The sequence below is a fragment of the Gemmobacter sp. genome (assembly GCF_046292685.1).
In the GTDB taxonomy this organism is placed as follows: Bacteria; Pseudomonadota; Alphaproteobacteria; order Rhodobacterales; family Rhodobacteraceae; genus Wagnerdoeblera.
Window position 1 is genome coordinate 15,886 of the sequence record NZ_JBKBQM010000017.1, and the last position, 14,079, is coordinate 29,964.

A 14,079-nucleotide genomic window follows, 5' to 3' on the forward strand; every position below is an offset into this window, starting at 1 on the left:
GTCAGCTCCCGGCGACGCCGCCGTTGGCGAACATCTGCCGTGCGGCCCGCGGCGGGACGGGCTCGGCGGCGGCGGGGGCCGGGCGCGGTTCCTCGGCGGTGGCGGCCGCAGGCGGCAGGCCGGCCCGGCGCGGCACATAGCCGATCGGGGCTTCGGTCAGCAGGCGGCGCAGGGTTGCTTCGTCATCGGCGGCGCAGGCCATGCGCAGCGCCTCCAGCAAGGGCGAAAGGCGCTGCCAGTCCATCGCGGTTTCGGTCGCGGTCAGGATGCGGGGGTGGGCCGTGGGTTCTTGCGCATTGCCGATGAACAGTTCCTCGAACAGCTTTTCGCCCCGGCGCGGGCGGGTAAAGACGATGGGCACCACATCGGCGCCTTCGGCGGCCTTGCGCGTGCCTGGTTCGCCTTCGATCACCGGCACGCAGCCCGACAGGCGGATCATCCGTTCGGCCAGTTCGACGATGCGCACCGGCTCGCCCATGTCGAGCAGAAACACATCGCCCCCCTGCGCCAGCGCCGAAGCCTGGATCACCAGCTGCGCCGCCTCGGTGATGGTCATGAAATAGCGGCTGATCTCGCGGTGGGTGACGGTGACGGGGCCGCCTTGCGCGATCTGGCGGCGGAACAGCGGGATGACCGAACCCGAAGACCCCAGCACATTGCCGAAGCGCACCATCGAGAACCGCGTATGCCCCGGGCCGCGCGGCTGCGCCTGGCACACCAGTTCGGCCAGGCGCTTGGAGGCGCCCATCACGCTGGTCGGCCGCACCGCCTTGTCGGTGGAGACGAGGGTAAAGCTTTCGACCCCGGCGGCGATCGCGGCCTGCGCGCAGGCCAGCGTGCCGAACAGGTTGTTCGACAGGCCCTCGATGGGGTTTTCCTCGACCATCGGCACGTGCTTGTAGGCGGCGGCGTGATAGATGGTCTGCACGCCGTGGGCGCACATCAGCTTTTCCATCCGCGCCCAGTCGCGCACCGAGCCCAGCACCTGCGCGATGCGCACGTTCAGCCCTTCGGCGCGGCGCGCGGCCTCCAGTTCCTCGGCGATTTCGAACAGGGCGTATTCGGACTGGTCGAACAGCACCAGCACCCGCGGCCTTTGCCGCAGGATCTGGCGGCAAAGCTCCGACCCGATCGAGCCACCTGCCCCGGTGACCAGCACCGACTTGCCGGCGATGTTGCGGGCCATCAGTTCGGGCACCGGCGGCACCGGGTCGCGGCCCAGCAGGTCTTCGACCGAAACCTCGGAAATCTCGGCCACGCGGTGCTTGCCGGTAACCAGTTCGGCCATGCCCGGAATGGTCTGCACCCGGATCGGCAGGGTTTCCAGCCGCTTGAGGATCTGCGCGCGCACCGCCCGGCTGGCCGAGGGCATCGCCAGCAACAGCACCTTGGCGTTTTCGCTGCGGATCAGCCGGTCGAGTTCCGACGGCGGCCAGACCCGCAGGCCCAGAATCTGCGTGCCCCACAGGTCGGGGTTGTCGTCCACGAAGGCGGCGGGGGAATGTTCCGTCCCCTGCCACAGCGAATGCGCCGTCTGCCGCCCGGATTGCCCGGCGCCATAGATGATGACGCGCGTCTTGTCGCGCCGGTTCGTGCGCTGATGGATCGCGCGCAGAGCGAAGCGGATGCCGCCGACGGTGCACATCGCCAGCAGCGCATAAAGCGCGGGCACCGCGGCCGGCACCGGCAGATCGAGCCAGATGGTCATCACCGACAAGGCGATCGCGCTGGCCACCACGCCGTTGATGATGGTGATCAGCGCCTTGAAACCCATGTAGCGGATGATCGCGCGGTAGAACCCGAGCTTGACGAACAGGATGAGCGTGAAGGGCAAGGCCGCGACCAGCGCGGCCCAGACCTTGTAGTCGTCCATGAAGTCGAGGCTTTCGGTGCGCAGGAACATCGCAAGGGCAAAGCTGCCTGCCAGCAACAGCGTGTCCGTCGCGACCTGCAGGATGCGCTTTTGCGTCCTGGGCAGATCGAACAGCGATTGCAGCAATGCGATGTTCATTCGGGTTCCTGCGGACGAAATGGGCAACGAGCCCGCTGCCTGTGATCCTCAAACAACTCTCGACTTTAACGCTCGAGGGTTAGCACGCCTTGCAAGCCGCTGTCACACCACTTCTGCGGGGCTTTGCATCAAAAGCGGGCGCGCGGTGCCCCGGTCGGCGAAAATCTGCCCGTTCGGCAAGCTGTGGCGCCTGGTGGCGCCGCGGCGCGGCATGGGTTTGCCGCGCCGCGCGAATCATGGGTCAGCCCGCGCGGTAGTTCGGGCTTTCGCGGGTGATCTGCACGTCGTGGACGTGGCTTTCCTTCAGCCCGGCGTTGGTGATGCGCACGAACTGGCAGCGGCTGCGCATCTGGGCGATGGTGCGGTTGCCGGTATAGCCCATCGCGGCGCGCAGGCCGCCGACCATCTGGTGCACCACCGCGGCGACCGAGCCCTTGTAGGGCACCTGGCCTTCGATGCCTTCGGGCACCAGCTTGTCCGAGGCCGCGTCCTTCTGGAAATAGCGGTCGGCCGAGCCGCGCGCCATCGCGCCAAGGCTGCCCATGCCGCGATAGGACTTGAAGCTGCGCCCTTGCCACAGGATCACCTCGCCGGGGCTTTCGTCGGTGCCGGCAATGGCGCTGCCCACCATCGCGCAGGAGGCGCCGGCCGCGATGGCCTTGGCGAAGTCGCCCGAATACTTGATGCCGCCGTCGGCGATGATCGGGATGTCGCCTGCGGCCTGCGCGGAATCCATGATCGCGGTCAGCTGCGGCACGCCGACCCCGGCGACGATGCGGGTGGTGCAGATGCTGCCCGGGCCGATGCCGACCTTGACCGCATCGGCGCCGGCGTCGATCAGGGCGCGCGTCGCCTCGGCGGTGGCGACGTTGCCGGCCACCACCTGCACGCTGTTCGACAGCGCCTTGATGCGTTCGACCGCGCGGGCCACCCCTTCGGAATGCCCGTGCGCGGTGTCGATCACGATCAGGTCGCAGCCCGCCTCGATCAGCGCCTGGCTGCGCTCGAACCCGGCATCGCCCACGGTGGTGGCCGCCGCCACGCGCAGGCGGCCCAGTTCGTCCTTGCAGGCCTGCGGGTTCAGCACGGCCTTTTCGGTATCCTTGAGCGTGAGCAGCCCGGTCAGCCTGCCGGTGCCGTCGGTGACCAGCAGCTTTTCGATGCGCCGGGCCTTCATCAGGCTGATCGCCTGCTCGCGGTCCACCGGCTCGTGCAGCAGTGCGAGGTTGTCCGAAGTCATCATCACCGAAACCGGGGTGCGGTCGTCGGAGGCAAAGCGCATGTCGCGGTTGGTGACGATGCCCACCACGCGGCCGTCGCCATCCACCACGGGAAAGCCGGTGATGTTGTAGCGTTCCATCAGCGCCTTGGCATCGGCCAGGGTCTGATCGGCGCGCAGGGTGATCGGGGCATAGACCACGCCCGATTCGAACCGCTTGACCCGCCGCACCTCGCGCGCCTGGGCCTCGGGGTCGAGGTTGCGGTGGATCACGCCCATGCCGCCGACCTGCGCCATCGCAATGGCCATGCGCGCCTCGGTTACCGTGTCCATCGCGCTGGACAGCAGCGGGATGTTCAGCCGGATCGCCCGGGTGACATGGGTGGACGTATCGGCATCCGATGGCAGCACGCTGGAGGCGGCCGGAACCAGCAGAACGTCGTCGAAGGTGAGCGCCTCGCGAATCTCCATAAGAGTCTCCTCGGGAGTGTCCGTTTGGCGGTTCCCCCTTTCACGCCCGCGCCGCGAAGGCAAGGGGTCATCGCGCGGTCACGGGGTGCGCGGGGCACCCATCATGCGCGCGTGCACCGATTGCATGCCGCGCGCCGCCATGTCCGAGACTTCGGCGGCATGGGTCTGCAAGGCGGCGACGGTGGCCGCGTCGTCCGACCGCTGGGTCACGCGGACGCCGGTTTCGGTCGGCACGATCCCGGTGCGGATCAGCGCGCGGTTGGCGAACAGGAGGTCGAGCGTAGGGCTCTGGATCGGCACGCGGGGGTCGCGGTTGTCTTCCACGCGGCCGATCATGCCGGCGACGTGGCGCAAGATGGCCTCGGCCAGCGCCGGATCGTCGGATTCGGTCAGGGTTTCGATGCCGTCGGGCAGGTTGACGACGCTGCGGCGGATCGCCGGGTGATCGAGGAACAGGGCGCGCATGTCCTCCACCTCGGTTTCGTCGGTGTCGATGCCTTGCAGCATGTGGGTCATGCCCATGCCGCCGCCCATGCCCATGCCGTGCATGCCCTGCCCCATGCCGCCCATGCCGTGCATGCCCATGCCGTGCATGCCTTGCCCCATTCCGTGCTGCGCCTGGGCCCAGGCAAAGCCGGCGGCAAGGGTCAGGGCGACCGCTCCGGCGGCCAGCAGCGCGTGCGAGGTTTTCATCGGGCTCTCCTTCGGGGGCGGGCCGGTGCAGCGGTTGCATGGGCAAACGCGGGGCCCTTGCGGATTCCGTCGCGGCTTGCATCATCGGCGCCGCAAGAACCGGGGGCCCCATGCGCGTTGCCATCGTCGAGAATACTGCCATCACCCATCACGGGCAGGTCGGCGTCGCCCTGCACGAGGCGGCGGCGCGGATCGGGCTTTACAAGCCCTTTGCCGACGGGCGCCTGCCCGACCCGGCGGCCTATGATGCGCTGGTGGTGTTCGGCGGCGAACAGGCCGCGACCGACGACCACACCCACCCCTACCTGCCGGCGCTGGCGCGGCAGATGATGGGCATGGCGACCGACGGCAAGGCGGTGCTGGGCATTTGCCTCGGCGCGCAGGTGTTTGCGCGCGGGGCGGGGGCGGAAAACCGGCTGGGGGCGGCGCCGGAATTCGGCTGGCGCGGAGTGCGGCTGACCGAAAGCGGCCGCGCCGACCCGGTGCTGGGCGCGGTGGACGCGGAGTTCCGCATCTTTCAGTGGCATTCCGATACCTTCACCCTGCCGCCGGGGGCTGCGCATCTGGCGCAGAACGACGCGACGCCGGCGCAGGCGTTCCGGGTGGGGCGGGCCGGCTACGGCATGCAGTTTCACTTCGAGGCCAGCCGCGCCGTGGTCGAGGACTGGAACCGCAGCTTTCCGGCCGCCATCCTGAACCTTTCGCCCGGCTGGCTGGAAGGCTACGCCGAAGCGCGCACCCGCGACGGTGCTGCGGCCGATGCCGCGGGGCTGGCGCTGGCGCGGGCCTGGGTGGCGCGAATCTGACCGCCGCCGCCCCGGGCGCCCCGGGCGCCGGCAGACCTAGCGCGTGTTGACCGGGCCGAAGCGGTCGCGCAGCGCCTCGTTCACGCGGGGGGGCACGAACTTCGACACATCGCCGCCCAGCCGGGCGATTTCCTTGACCAGCTTCGAGGCGATGGCCTGGCGGCGGGCATCGGCCATGAGGAAAACCGTCTCGATGGAATGGTCCAGCGCGCGGTTCATGCCGACCATCTGGAATTCGTATTCGAAATCCGCCACCGCGCGCAGCCCGCGCACGATCACGCCGGCGCCCACGTCGCGCGCGCAGTCGATCAGCAGGTTTTCGAACGGATGCGCGACGATCTCGGTGCCGGTGCGGGCCGACAGGCCGGCGCATTCGGCCTCGATCATGGCGACGCGCTGTTCCAGGCTGAACAGCGGCCCCTTGTCGCGGTTGATCGCCACCCCGATCACCAGCCGGTCCACCAGCATGGCGGCGCGTTCGATGATGTCCATGTGGCCCAGGGTCACCGGGTCGAAGGTGCCGGGGTAAAGTCCGATGCGCATGGGGCCTCCGTGCTGCCGTGCAGCGGAACCCCCCGCTGCCATGCTGCACACGCAACATTATTGCGCAGATGAATGCAAGCCCGGATTGAATCGCAGGCAGATCGCGGATCAGAAGCCCTTTATCATGCCCTCGAGCGCGTCCTTTTCCATCGCCAGCTCGTCCAGCCGCGCCTTGACCACGTCGCCGATGGAAATGAGGCCGACCATCTGCCCGGCCTCCATCACCGGCATGTGGCGGAATCGGCCGGCGGTCATGCGTTCCAGCACCTGGTCGGCGGTGTCGGACCGGGTGCAACCGACGATGGCGGCGGTCATCACCCGTTCGACCGGATCGTCGAGGCAAGCCGCCCCGCGCTTGCCCAGTTCGCGCACCACGTCGCGTTCCGACAGGATGCCGGCGACTCGCTTGCCGTCGGAGGACACGATCACCGCGCCGATGCGGCGCACGGCCAGCACCTCGACCGCCTCGCGCAAGGTGGTGCCGGGCGGAACGGTGGCGACGCCCTGTTCGGGCTTGGCGTTCAGAATCTGTTGCACCAGCATGGTTTGTCCCTCCCTTTTCAGGCAGGGTCCGCCTGTCGGGCCGATTCTGTCAAGCAAGGCTTTCCAGCCGCGCCACCTCGCGGCGCAGGCCGGCGGCCAGCGCCTCGGCAAGGCGGTTCAGCCGGTCCGACCGGCGGTCGTCGGCGTGGCGGATCAGCCAGAAGCTGCGGGTCAGCACGATCTGGTCGGGCAGCACCCGCACCACCCCCGGGCAGGCGGGAATGGCAAAGTCGTGCACGATGCCAAGCCCTGCCCCGGCCCGGATCATCTGCATCTGCACCGAGACCGAATTGGACGCGAGCGTCACCCCACCGGCCCCGGTTTCGGCCATGTAATCCAGTTCCTTGTCGAAGATCATGTCGGGGATGTAGCCGATCATGCGGTGGCCGGCGAGATCGGCGCGGGTGGCCACGGGCGGGTGGCGCGCGAGGTAATCGGCATGGCCGGCAAGGTGCAGGTGGTAATCGGTCAGCTTCTGCACGGTCAGCCGCCCGGCGGCCGGCGGCGACACGGCGATGGCCATGTCGGCCTCGCGCCGCGACAGGTTGAACACCCGCGGCAAGGCGACGATCTGGATTTCCAGCCCCGGATGGGCGTCGCAGATGGCGGCGCAGACCTGCGGCAGCAGGTAATTGGCGCAACCGTCGGGCGCGCCGATGCGCAGCTGCCCGGTGATGCGCCCGGCAGCCCCGCCCAGATCCTCGGCCGCGGCCGACATCGCCTGTTCGGCCTGTTCGGCATGGGGCACCAGCCGGGCGCCGGCATCGGTCAGCGCATAGCCTTGCGCCGAACGGGCGAACAGCTGTGCGGACACCGCGTCTTCGAGCCGGGCGATGCGGCGGCCGACGGTGGCGGCATCGCATTTCAGAATCTTGCCCGCGGCCGACAGGCTTTCGCTGCGCGCCACGGCCAGAAACACCCGCAGATCGTCCCAGTCCATCACCGACCTTTGCACAAATGCAAAACCGTTTTGCTGGATTTCCCCTTTTGCGGGCAATTCTGCAAGCCTAGGATGCCGCCAGTTTTCGGGAGGACAGCCCATGTATGAAGTCGGACACTGGATCAACGGCAAGCGCGTTGCCGGCAGCTCGGGCCGCACGGCCGATGTCTACAACCCCCACACCGGCGAAGTGCAAGGCCGCGTGGCCCTGGCCAGCAAGGCCGAACTGGATGCCGCCGTGGCCGATGCCGCCCGCGCCCAGGTCGCCTGGGGCGCCACCAACCCGCAAAAGCGCGGCCGGGTGATGATGGCGCTGGTCGGGCTCATCAACCGCGACATGGACAAGATGGCCGAGGTGCTGAGCCGCGAGCACGGCAAGACCATTCCCGACGCCAAGGGCGACATCCAGCGCGGTCTGGAAGTGATCGAATACTGCATCGGCGCGCCGCAGATGCTGAAGGGCGAGTTTACCGACAGCGCCGGCCCCGGCATCGACATGTATTCCATGCGCCAGCCGCTGGGCGTGGTGGCCGGCATCACGCCGTTCAACTTCCCCGCCATGATCCCGCTGTGGAAGATGGGCCCGGCGCTGGCGGCGGGCAACGCCATGATCCTGAAACCCTCCGAGCGCGACCCCTCGGTGCCCTTGATGCTGGCGGAACTGTGCAAGGAAGCCGGCCTGCCCGACGGCGTGCTGCAGGTGGTGAACGGCGACAAGGAATCGGTCGATGCGATTCTCGACAACCCGACCATCCAGGCCGTCGGCTTTGTCGGCTCGACCCCGATCGCGCATTACATCTACTCGCGCGCCGCGGCCAACGGCAAACGCTCGCAGTGCTTCGGCGGTGCGAAGAACCACATGATCATCATGCCCGACGCCGATCTGGACCAGGCGGCGGATGCGCTGGTGGGCGCAGGCTATGGCGCCGCCGGCGAACGCTGCATGGCGATTTCGGTGGCGGTGCCGGTGGGCGACAAGACCGCCGACGCGCTGATCGAAAAGCTGGTGCCGCGCATTGAAAAGCTGAAGGTGGGCCCCTACACCGCCGGCAACGACGTGGACTATGGCCCGGTGGTGACCGCCGCCGCCAAGGCCAACATCCTGCGGCTGGTCAACCGCGGCGTGGAACAGGGCGCCAAGCTGGTGGTGGACGGGCGCAACTTCAGCCTGCAAGGCTATGAGAACGGCTTTTTCGTCGGCCCGCACCTGTTCGACCACGTGACCCCGGACATGGACATCTACCGCACCGAGATCTTCGGGCCGGTGCTGTCCACCGTGCGCGCCAAGACCTATGAAGACGCGCTGAAGCTGGCGATGGACCACGAATACGGCAACGGCACCGCAATCTTTACCCGCGATGGCGACACCGCGCGCGACTTTGCCAACCGGGTGAACGTCGGCATGGTCGGGATCAACGTGCCGATCCCGGTGCCGCTGGCCTACCACACCTTCGGCGGCTGGAAGAAATCGGGCTTCGGCGACCTGAACCAGCATGGCCCCGATGCCTTCCGGTTCTACACCCGGACCAAGACCGTCACCTCGCGCTGGCCCAGCGGCATCAAGGAAGGCTCGGCCTTCAACTTCAAGGCGATGGACTGACCCGAGGCCGCGCGGCCCCCTCGTGCCGGGGGGGGCGCGGGCCGACTGGACCCGGGGCCGGTGCTGCGCTAGCCTCGGGGCCCGCCGCCCTGACACGGGAGTGTCCATGCCTGTCGCCTTCCGCATCCTGCCGCAGCACGACCTGGTGTTCGTGGTGTTCAGCGGATCGGTCGGAATCGCCGAAACGGCGGAAAGCGTGGCCGCCTGCGCACGCCATCCCGACTTTCGCCCCGGCATGAAGCACCTGTTCGACCTGAGCGCGGTGACGGGGGTGGAACGCGACTATGCGGCCTACCTGGCCTTGCAGGCCAAGGCGCTGGAAAACCTGGGCCCGCAAACGGAAGACAGCCTGCTGGTCTATCACGCGCCGACGGCACCGGGGCAAAGCATGGCCGCGCTGATCCGGCGGTCATGGGACGGCTTGCCCGGAACGGTGGTCCGGGTCGTCGAGGACGAGGAAGCCGCCTGCGAGGTGCTGGGCCTGCGCGACCGCCGCTTTGCCGACCTGATGCGCAGCCCTGCCTGACCTGCCCGGCGCCAAGGCCGCCGGGCCCCAAGCCCGAGCCGGAGAGCCCGCCGATGCACCGCTGCACCATCCGTCCCCTGCCAGCTTGCACGAGCCCTGACCGGGGCGACGGGTTGACCTTGCGGCAGGTGTCGCTATGCTTGGTCGCGCGTTCGTCGTGTGTTGTTCCTCATGTCCGTGACCTTCCGGCTGCTTGCGCCGCGCAACCTGATCCTGTTCCGCTACAGCGGGCAGACCCGGCTGCACGAACCCTCCGAGGCGGTGCAGGCCAGCACGCGGGCGCCGGGATACCGGCCGGGGATGCGGCATCTTGTGGATCTGACGCACGTGACAGGGGTAGACCGCGACTGGCCGGCCCTGCTGCGCCAGCAGGCGCAGATCGCCGCCGCGCTGATGCCGGGCGGCCCCGAACAGCTGGTCCTGTTCCTGGCGCCGACGCGGCCCGGGCAGGTGCTGGCGCAGATGGCGCGCCGGTCGTGGGAGGGGCTCGACAGCATCGCCATCCGCGTGATCGAGGACGAGGCCGAGGCGCTGGCGCTGCTGGGCGTGCCCGAACGGTCGGTCGCGGCGCTGCTGGCGCTGGACCAGCACCCCCTGGCCTGACTGCCCGCGCCGGGGTCGAGGCAACATTCTTGCAGCATTCCGGGGTTAGACGCGCGGCAGGTCCGCAGCGAAGGAGGAGCACATGGATTTCGGCTTGAGCGAGGAACAGCAGGCGATCTTCGACATGGCCCATGCCTTCGGGCAGGAACACATCGCCCCCCATGCCCGGGCGTGGGAGGCCGAGGGCACCATCCCCAAGGCGCTGTGGGCCTCGGTGGCCGAGCTGGGCCTGGGCGGCATCTACGTGTCCGAGGAGCATGGCGGATCGGGCCTGACCCGGCTGGACGCCACCCTGGTGTTCGAGGCGCTGGCGATGGCCTGCCCTTCGGTGGGCTCGTTCCTGTCGATCCACAACATGTGCGGCGGCATGATCGACAAGTTCGCCAGCCCCGAGGTCAAGGCAAGGTGGCTGCCCGCCTTGTGCCGCATGGAAAAGGTGTTCAGCTATTGCCTGACCGAGCCGGGGTCGGGGTCGGATGCCGCCGCCTTGCGCACCCGGGCCGAAAAGACCAACGAAGGCTACCGGATGAACGGCACAAAGGCCTTCATTTCGGGCGGCGGGTATTCCGACGTCTATGTCGTGATGTGCCGCACGGGCGAGGATGGCCCCAAGGGCATTTCCACCCTGATCGTCGAAAACGGCACCGCTGGCCTGTCCTTCGGTGCGCTGGAAGACAAGATGGGCTGGCGGTCGCAGCCCACCGCACAGGTGCAGTTCGACGATTGCCTTGTGCCGCTGGAAAACCGCATCGGGGATGAAGGACGCGGTTTTGTCTATGCGATGGCGGGGCTGGATGGCGGGCGGCTGAACATCGCGGCCAGCGCCCTGGGCGGCGCGCAGGCGGCACTGGATGCGACGCTGGCCTACATGGGCGAACGCAAGGCCTTCGGCAAGACCATCGACCAGTTCCAGGGGTTGCAGTTCCGCCTGGCCGAAATGGAGGTCAAGCTGCAATCGGCCCGCACCTTCCTGCGCCAGGCGGCCTGGAAGCTCGATACCGGCGCGGCCGACGCCACCAAGTTCTGCGCCATGGCCAAGATGTATGTCACCGATGCCGCCTTCGACGTGGCCAACCAGTGCCTGCAACTGCACGGCGGCTACGGCTATCTGGCCGATTACGGGATCGAGAAGATCGTGCGCGACCTGCGCGTGCACCAGATTCTCGAAGGCACCAACGAGATCATGCGCGTGATCGTGGCGCGCGCGATGCTGGCGGGGCGGGCATGAGCGACATCGACATCCGCGTGCAGGGGCGTGCGGGGCGCATCACGCTGACGCGGCCGCAGGCGCTGAACGCGCTGACCTACGAGATGTGCAGGACCATCGACGCGGCCTTGCGCGCCTGGGGCCAGGACGACGCCGTTCAGGTGGTGTTGATCGACGCGGAAGGCCCGCGTGCCTTCTGCTCGGGCGGCGACATTGCGGAAATGTACGCCACCGGCACCCGCGGCGACTACAGCTATGGCCGCCGCTTCTGGCGCGACGAATACCGCATGAACGCGCGGTTGTTCGAGTTTCCCAAGCCCACGGTCAGCTTCCTGCAAGGCTTCACCATGGGCGGGGGCGTGGGCGTGGGCTGCCACGCGGGCCTGCGCGTGGTGGGCGAAAGCGCGCAGATCGCCATGCCGGAATGCGGCATCGGCCTGATCCCCGATGTGGGCGGCACCATGATCCTGGCCCGTGCCCCCGGCCGGCTGGGCGAATACCTCGGCTGCACGGGCGCGCGGATGGGGGCGGCCGATGCCATCCTGGCCGGGTTCGCCGATGTCTATCTGCCCGAGGCGGAATGGGAGGCGGCCAAGGCCCGCATCGTGGAAACCGGCCGGGCCGAGCTGGCCGCGCAGACCCCGCCGCCGGGCCGGCTGGCGTCGCTGCGCCCGGCCATCGACCGGCACTTTGCCGGCGAAACGCTGGGCGACATCGTGCGGTCGCTGCAGGCCGAGGACAGCGACTTTGCCCGCGACACGCTGAAGACCCTGCGGCGCAATTCGCCCTTGTCGATGGCCTGCACCGTCGAGGCGCTGCACCGGCTGGGCGATGCGCCCGACATCCGCACGGCGCTGGCCATGGAATACCGCTTTACCTTTCGCGCGATGGAAAAGGCGGATTTCCTCGAAGGCATCCGCGCCGCCATCATCGACAAGGACCGCAACCCGACCTGGCGCCACGCGGCGCCGGACGCGGTGCCCGCGGTCGAGGTTTCCGCCATGCTTCTGCCGCTGGGGGCGGATGCGCTGACATTCGAGGAGAAGAACACATGAAGGTCGGGTTCATCGGGCTGGGCAACATGGGGGCGCCGATGGCGCTCAACCTGGTCAAGGCAGGGCATCAGGTCGCAGGGTTCGACCTCGCCGCCCCCTGCCCCGAAGGCGTCGCCCGCGCGGCCAGCGCGGCCGAGGCGGCGAAGGGCGCCGACGTGGTCATCACCATGTTGCCCAACGGCGCCATCCTGCGCGCGGTCGCGGCCGAGGTGATTCCGGCGATGGCCCCGGGTGCCGTGCTGTGCGACTGCTCCACCGTCGATGTCGACAGCGCCCGCGCCGTGGCCGAACAGGCGGCGGCGGCGGGGCTTGGCGCGCTGGATGCGCCGGTGTCGGGCGGCGTGGGCGGGGCGGCGGCAGGCACGCTGACCTTCATGGCCGGGGGCAGCGACGATGCCTTTGCCAAGGTGAAACCCCTGTTCGACGCGATGGGGCAAAAGGCCGTGCATTGCGGCGCGGCCGGCGCCGGCCAGGCCGCCAAGATCTGCAACAACATGATCCTGGGCGTCACCATGATCGCCACCTGCGAGGCCTTTGCCCTGGCCGACAAGCTTGGGCTGGACCGCCAGAAGATGTTCGACGTGGTCTCGACCTCGTCGGGCTACAGCTGGACGATGAACGCCTACTGCCCGGCGCCCGGCGTCGGGCCCAAGAGCCCCGCCGACAACGGCTACAAGCCCGGTTTCGCGGCCGAGCTGATGCTCAAGGACTTGCGCCTGAGCCAGCAGGCCGCAGCCTCGGCCGATGCCGATACCCCGATGGGGCAGCTGGCGGCGGCGCTCTACGAACAGTTCGTCGAACGCGAAGACGGCCGCGGCATGGATTTTTCCGCCATGCTGCCCCGGTTCGAAAAGCGCGGTCGCGGCTGAATGGGCTGGGCCGGCACCGCCTTGCCCGGGCTGGACGCGGCGACCCGCGCCCGGCTTGACGCCTTGCCGGCCCAGGATCTGCCGCGCGGCACCCGGTTGTTCGCGCCGGGCGACCGCGCACGCGGCTTTGCCATCGTGCTGGCGGGCCGGGTCGAGGTGCATCTGACCGGGCCTTCGGGGCGCGAGATCCTGCTTTACGCCGTGGAGCCGGGCGAAAGCTGCGTGCAGACCACGCTGGGCCTGCTGGGCGATGCGCCCTACACCGCCGAAGCGACCGCGGCGACCGACATCCGCGTGGTGTCGGTGCCGGCCGCGCTGTTCCACGCGCTGATGGACGGCTCGTCCAGTTTCCGTGCCTTCGTCTTTCGCGCCTTTGCCGCGCGCATGGCCGACATGACCGCCCTCTTGGAACGCGTGGCCTTTGCCCGGGTCGAGGCGCGGCTGGCCGCGGCCTTGCTGGAACTGGCGGCGGACGACACCGTGCGCATCACCCAGGCCGAACTGGCCGCCCGCATCGGCACCGCGCGCGAGGTGGTGTCGCGCCGGCTGGAGGCGATGGTCCGTCAGGGCCTGGTCGAAACCGACCGCGGCCGCATCCGCCTGAGCAATCGGGCCGCGCTGCTGCGGCTGGCAGCCGGTGTGTGACGGCGTCACAGACAGCGCGCGCGTGTTGCGCTAGGCTGTGGGCATGGCCGCCCCGCACAGGGGCAAGGCCAGACAAAGGCAAGACCAGACAAAGGGAACCGACATGCTGAAAACCAACGTCGGCGGCATCGACCGCATCCTGCGCATCGTGGTGGGCCTTGCGCTGATCGCCGGCTTCTTCCTCAACACCGAAGCCTCGATGCGCTGGCTCTATCTCATCGGCATCGTGCCGCTGGCCACGGGGCTGTTCAGCACCTGCCCGCTCTATTCGATTTTCGGCATCAACACCTGCCCGATGAAAAAGAGCTGACCCCGCACCGCGCCGGCCCCGGGGTGGTCGCGGAGGGG

Annotated in this window: 15 protein-coding genes; 9 read left to right on the forward strand and 6 right to left on the reverse strand. The window is 68.8% G+C overall.

All coding sequences use genetic code 11. The features are described from left to right. Position 1: 1 nt before the first annotated feature. The 3 genes from ACK4S2_RS06715 to ACK4S2_RS06725 all read right to left on the reverse strand — a co-directional run bounded on the left by ACK4S2_RS06715 (position 2) and on the right by ACK4S2_RS06725 (position 4,394). Complete coding sequence (locus ACK4S2_RS06715) at positions 2-2,011, reverse strand: polysaccharide biosynthesis protein (protein ID WP_409621919.1); 2,010 nt, start codon at positions 2,009-2,011, stop codon at positions 2-4. A 241-nt stretch (positions 2,012-2,252) separates the two neighbouring features. Continuing rightward, positions 2,253-3,701 carry an IMP dehydrogenase gene (gene guaB, locus ACK4S2_RS06720; protein WP_409621922.1) on the reverse strand — a complete coding sequence of 483 codons (1,449 nt, stop codon included), beginning with the start codon at positions 3,699-3,701 and terminating at the stop codon, positions 2,253-2,255. A 78-nt stretch (positions 3,702-3,779) separates the two neighbouring features. Continuing rightward, positions 3,780-4,394, reverse strand: coding sequence for a hypothetical protein (locus tag ACK4S2_RS06725; protein ID WP_409621925.1), 615 nt, complete (start codon positions 4,392-4,394; stop codon positions 3,780-3,782). 110 nt (positions 4,395-4,504) lie between these two features. On the opposite strand from ACK4S2_RS06725, the gene ACK4S2_RS06730 reads away from it, so the two are divergent. Continuing rightward, positions 4,505-5,200 carry a type 1 glutamine amidotransferase gene (locus ACK4S2_RS06730; RefSeq protein ID WP_409621928.1) on the forward strand — a complete coding sequence of 232 codons (696 nt, stop codon included), beginning with the start codon at positions 4,505-4,507 and terminating at the stop codon, positions 5,198-5,200. 36 nt (positions 5,201-5,236) lie between these two features. Here ACK4S2_RS06730 and coaD read toward each other — a convergent pair whose 3' ends face one another. The 3 genes from coaD to ACK4S2_RS06745 form a co-directional block, all read right to left on the reverse strand. Then, positions 5,237-5,743 (reverse strand): pantetheine-phosphate adenylyltransferase, encoded by a 507-nt coding sequence (gene coaD, locus ACK4S2_RS06735; RefSeq protein ID WP_409621931.1) that lies wholly within the window; start codon positions 5,741-5,743, stop codon positions 5,237-5,239. A gap of 108 nt (positions 5,744-5,851) precedes the next feature. Further along, a complete protein-coding gene (locus tag ACK4S2_RS06740; protein ID WP_409621934.1) occupies positions 5,852-6,286 on the reverse strand; it encodes a CBS domain-containing protein in 435 nt (144 codons plus the stop codon). Positions 6,287-6,335: 49 nt separating this feature from the next. Next, positions 6,336-7,226: a LysR family transcriptional regulator gene (locus ACK4S2_RS06745; RefSeq protein ID WP_409621937.1), complete on the reverse strand. Its 891-nt coding sequence runs from the start codon at positions 7,224-7,226 to the stop codon at positions 6,336-6,338. 100 nt (positions 7,227-7,326) lie between these two features. Between ACK4S2_RS06745 and ACK4S2_RS06750 the strand changes: the two genes are divergently transcribed. The 8 genes from ACK4S2_RS06750 (at position 7,327) to ACK4S2_RS06785 (ending at position 14,041) form a co-directional block, all read left to right on the forward strand. Further along, positions 7,327-8,826 (forward strand): CoA-acylating methylmalonate-semialdehyde dehydrogenase, encoded by a 1,500-nt coding sequence (locus tag ACK4S2_RS06750; protein WP_409621940.1) that lies wholly within the window; start codon positions 7,327-7,329, stop codon positions 8,824-8,826. Positions 8,827-8,932: 106 nt separating this feature from the next. Further along, positions 8,933-9,352 carry a hypothetical protein gene (locus tag ACK4S2_RS06755; protein ID WP_409621943.1) on the forward strand — a complete coding sequence of 140 codons (420 nt, stop codon included), beginning with the start codon at positions 8,933-8,935 and terminating at the stop codon, positions 9,350-9,352. Between the two features lie 171 nt (positions 9,353-9,523). Continuing rightward, positions 9,524-9,955: a hypothetical protein gene (locus tag ACK4S2_RS06760; protein WP_409621946.1), complete on the forward strand. Its 432-nt coding sequence runs from the start codon at positions 9,524-9,526 to the stop codon at positions 9,953-9,955. 82 nt (positions 9,956-10,037) lie between these two features. Continuing rightward, on the forward strand, positions 10,038-11,183 hold the full coding sequence (locus tag ACK4S2_RS06765; protein WP_409621949.1) for an acyl-CoA dehydrogenase family protein: 1,146 nt from the start codon (positions 10,038-10,040) through the stop codon (positions 11,181-11,183). Continuing rightward, positions 11,180-12,217 carry an enoyl-CoA hydratase/isomerase family protein gene (locus ACK4S2_RS06770; protein WP_409621952.1) on the forward strand — a complete coding sequence of 346 codons (1,038 nt, stop codon included), beginning with the start codon at positions 11,180-11,182 and terminating at the stop codon, positions 12,215-12,217. The genes ACK4S2_RS06765 and ACK4S2_RS06770 overlap by 4 nt, the downstream gene beginning before the upstream one ends. Then, a complete protein-coding gene (gene mmsB, locus ACK4S2_RS06775; RefSeq protein WP_409621955.1) occupies positions 12,214-13,086 on the forward strand; it encodes a 3-hydroxyisobutyrate dehydrogenase in 873 nt (290 codons plus the stop codon). The genes ACK4S2_RS06770 and mmsB overlap by 4 nt, the downstream gene beginning before the upstream one ends. Beyond that, positions 13,087-13,731 (forward strand): Crp/Fnr family transcriptional regulator, encoded by a 645-nt coding sequence (locus ACK4S2_RS06780; RefSeq protein ID WP_409621958.1) that lies wholly within the window; start codon positions 13,087-13,089, stop codon positions 13,729-13,731. 103 nt (positions 13,732-13,834) lie between these two features. Then, the gene (locus tag ACK4S2_RS06785; protein ID WP_409621961.1) at positions 13,835-14,041 is read left to right on the forward strand and encodes a DUF2892 domain-containing protein; all 207 of its coding nucleotides are present in this window, start codon (positions 13,835-13,837) and stop codon (positions 14,039-14,041) included. Positions 14,042-14,079: the final 38 nt, after the last annotated feature.

Coding starts and splice junctions, on each gene's coding strand:
- guaB (WP_409621922.1), bottom strand. CDS start 3,701: ATGGAGATTCGCGAGGCGCTCACCTTCGACGACGTTCTGCTGGTTCCG.
- coaD (WP_409621931.1), bottom strand. CDS start 5,743: ATGCGCATCGGACTTTACCCCGGCACCTTCGACCCGGTGACCCTGGGC.
- ACK4S2_RS06745 (WP_409621937.1), bottom strand. CDS start 7,226: ATGGACTGGGACGATCTGCGGGTGTTTCTGGCCGTGGCGCGCAGCGAA.
- ACK4S2_RS06765 (WP_409621949.1), top strand. CDS start 10,038: ATGGATTTCGGCTTGAGCGAGGAACAGCAGGCGATCTTCGACATGGCC.
- ACK4S2_RS06725 (WP_409621925.1), bottom strand. CDS start 4,394: ATGAAAACCTCGCACGCGCTGCTGGCCGCCGGAGCGGTCGCCCTGACC.
- ACK4S2_RS06755 (WP_409621943.1), top strand. CDS start 8,933: ATGCCTGTCGCCTTCCGCATCCTGCCGCAGCACGACCTGGTGTTCGTG.
- ACK4S2_RS06740 (WP_409621934.1), bottom strand. CDS start 6,286: ATGCTGGTGCAACAGATTCTGAACGCCAAGCCCGAACAGGGCGTCGCC.
- ACK4S2_RS06760 (WP_409621946.1), top strand. CDS start 9,524: ATGTCCGTGACCTTCCGGCTGCTTGCGCCGCGCAACCTGATCCTGTTC.
- ACK4S2_RS06770 (WP_409621952.1), top strand. CDS start 11,180: ATGAGCGACATCGACATCCGCGTGCAGGGGCGTGCGGGGCGCATCACG.
- ACK4S2_RS06780 (WP_409621958.1), top strand. CDS start 13,087: ATGGGCTGGGCCGGCACCGCCTTGCCCGGGCTGGACGCGGCGACCCGC.
- mmsB (WP_409621955.1), top strand. CDS start 12,214: ATGAAGGTCGGGTTCATCGGGCTGGGCAACATGGGGGCGCCGATGGCG.
- ACK4S2_RS06730 (WP_409621928.1), top strand. CDS start 4,505: ATGCGCGTTGCCATCGTCGAGAATACTGCCATCACCCATCACGGGCAG.
- ACK4S2_RS06785 (WP_409621961.1), top strand. CDS start 13,835: ATGCTGAAAACCAACGTCGGCGGCATCGACCGCATCCTGCGCATCGTG.
- ACK4S2_RS06715 (WP_409621919.1), bottom strand. CDS start 2,011: ATGAACATCGCATTGCTGCAATCGCTGTTCGATCTGCCCAGGACGCAA.
- ACK4S2_RS06750 (WP_409621940.1), top strand. CDS start 7,327: ATGTATGAAGTCGGACACTGGATCAACGGCAAGCGCGTTGCCGGCAGC.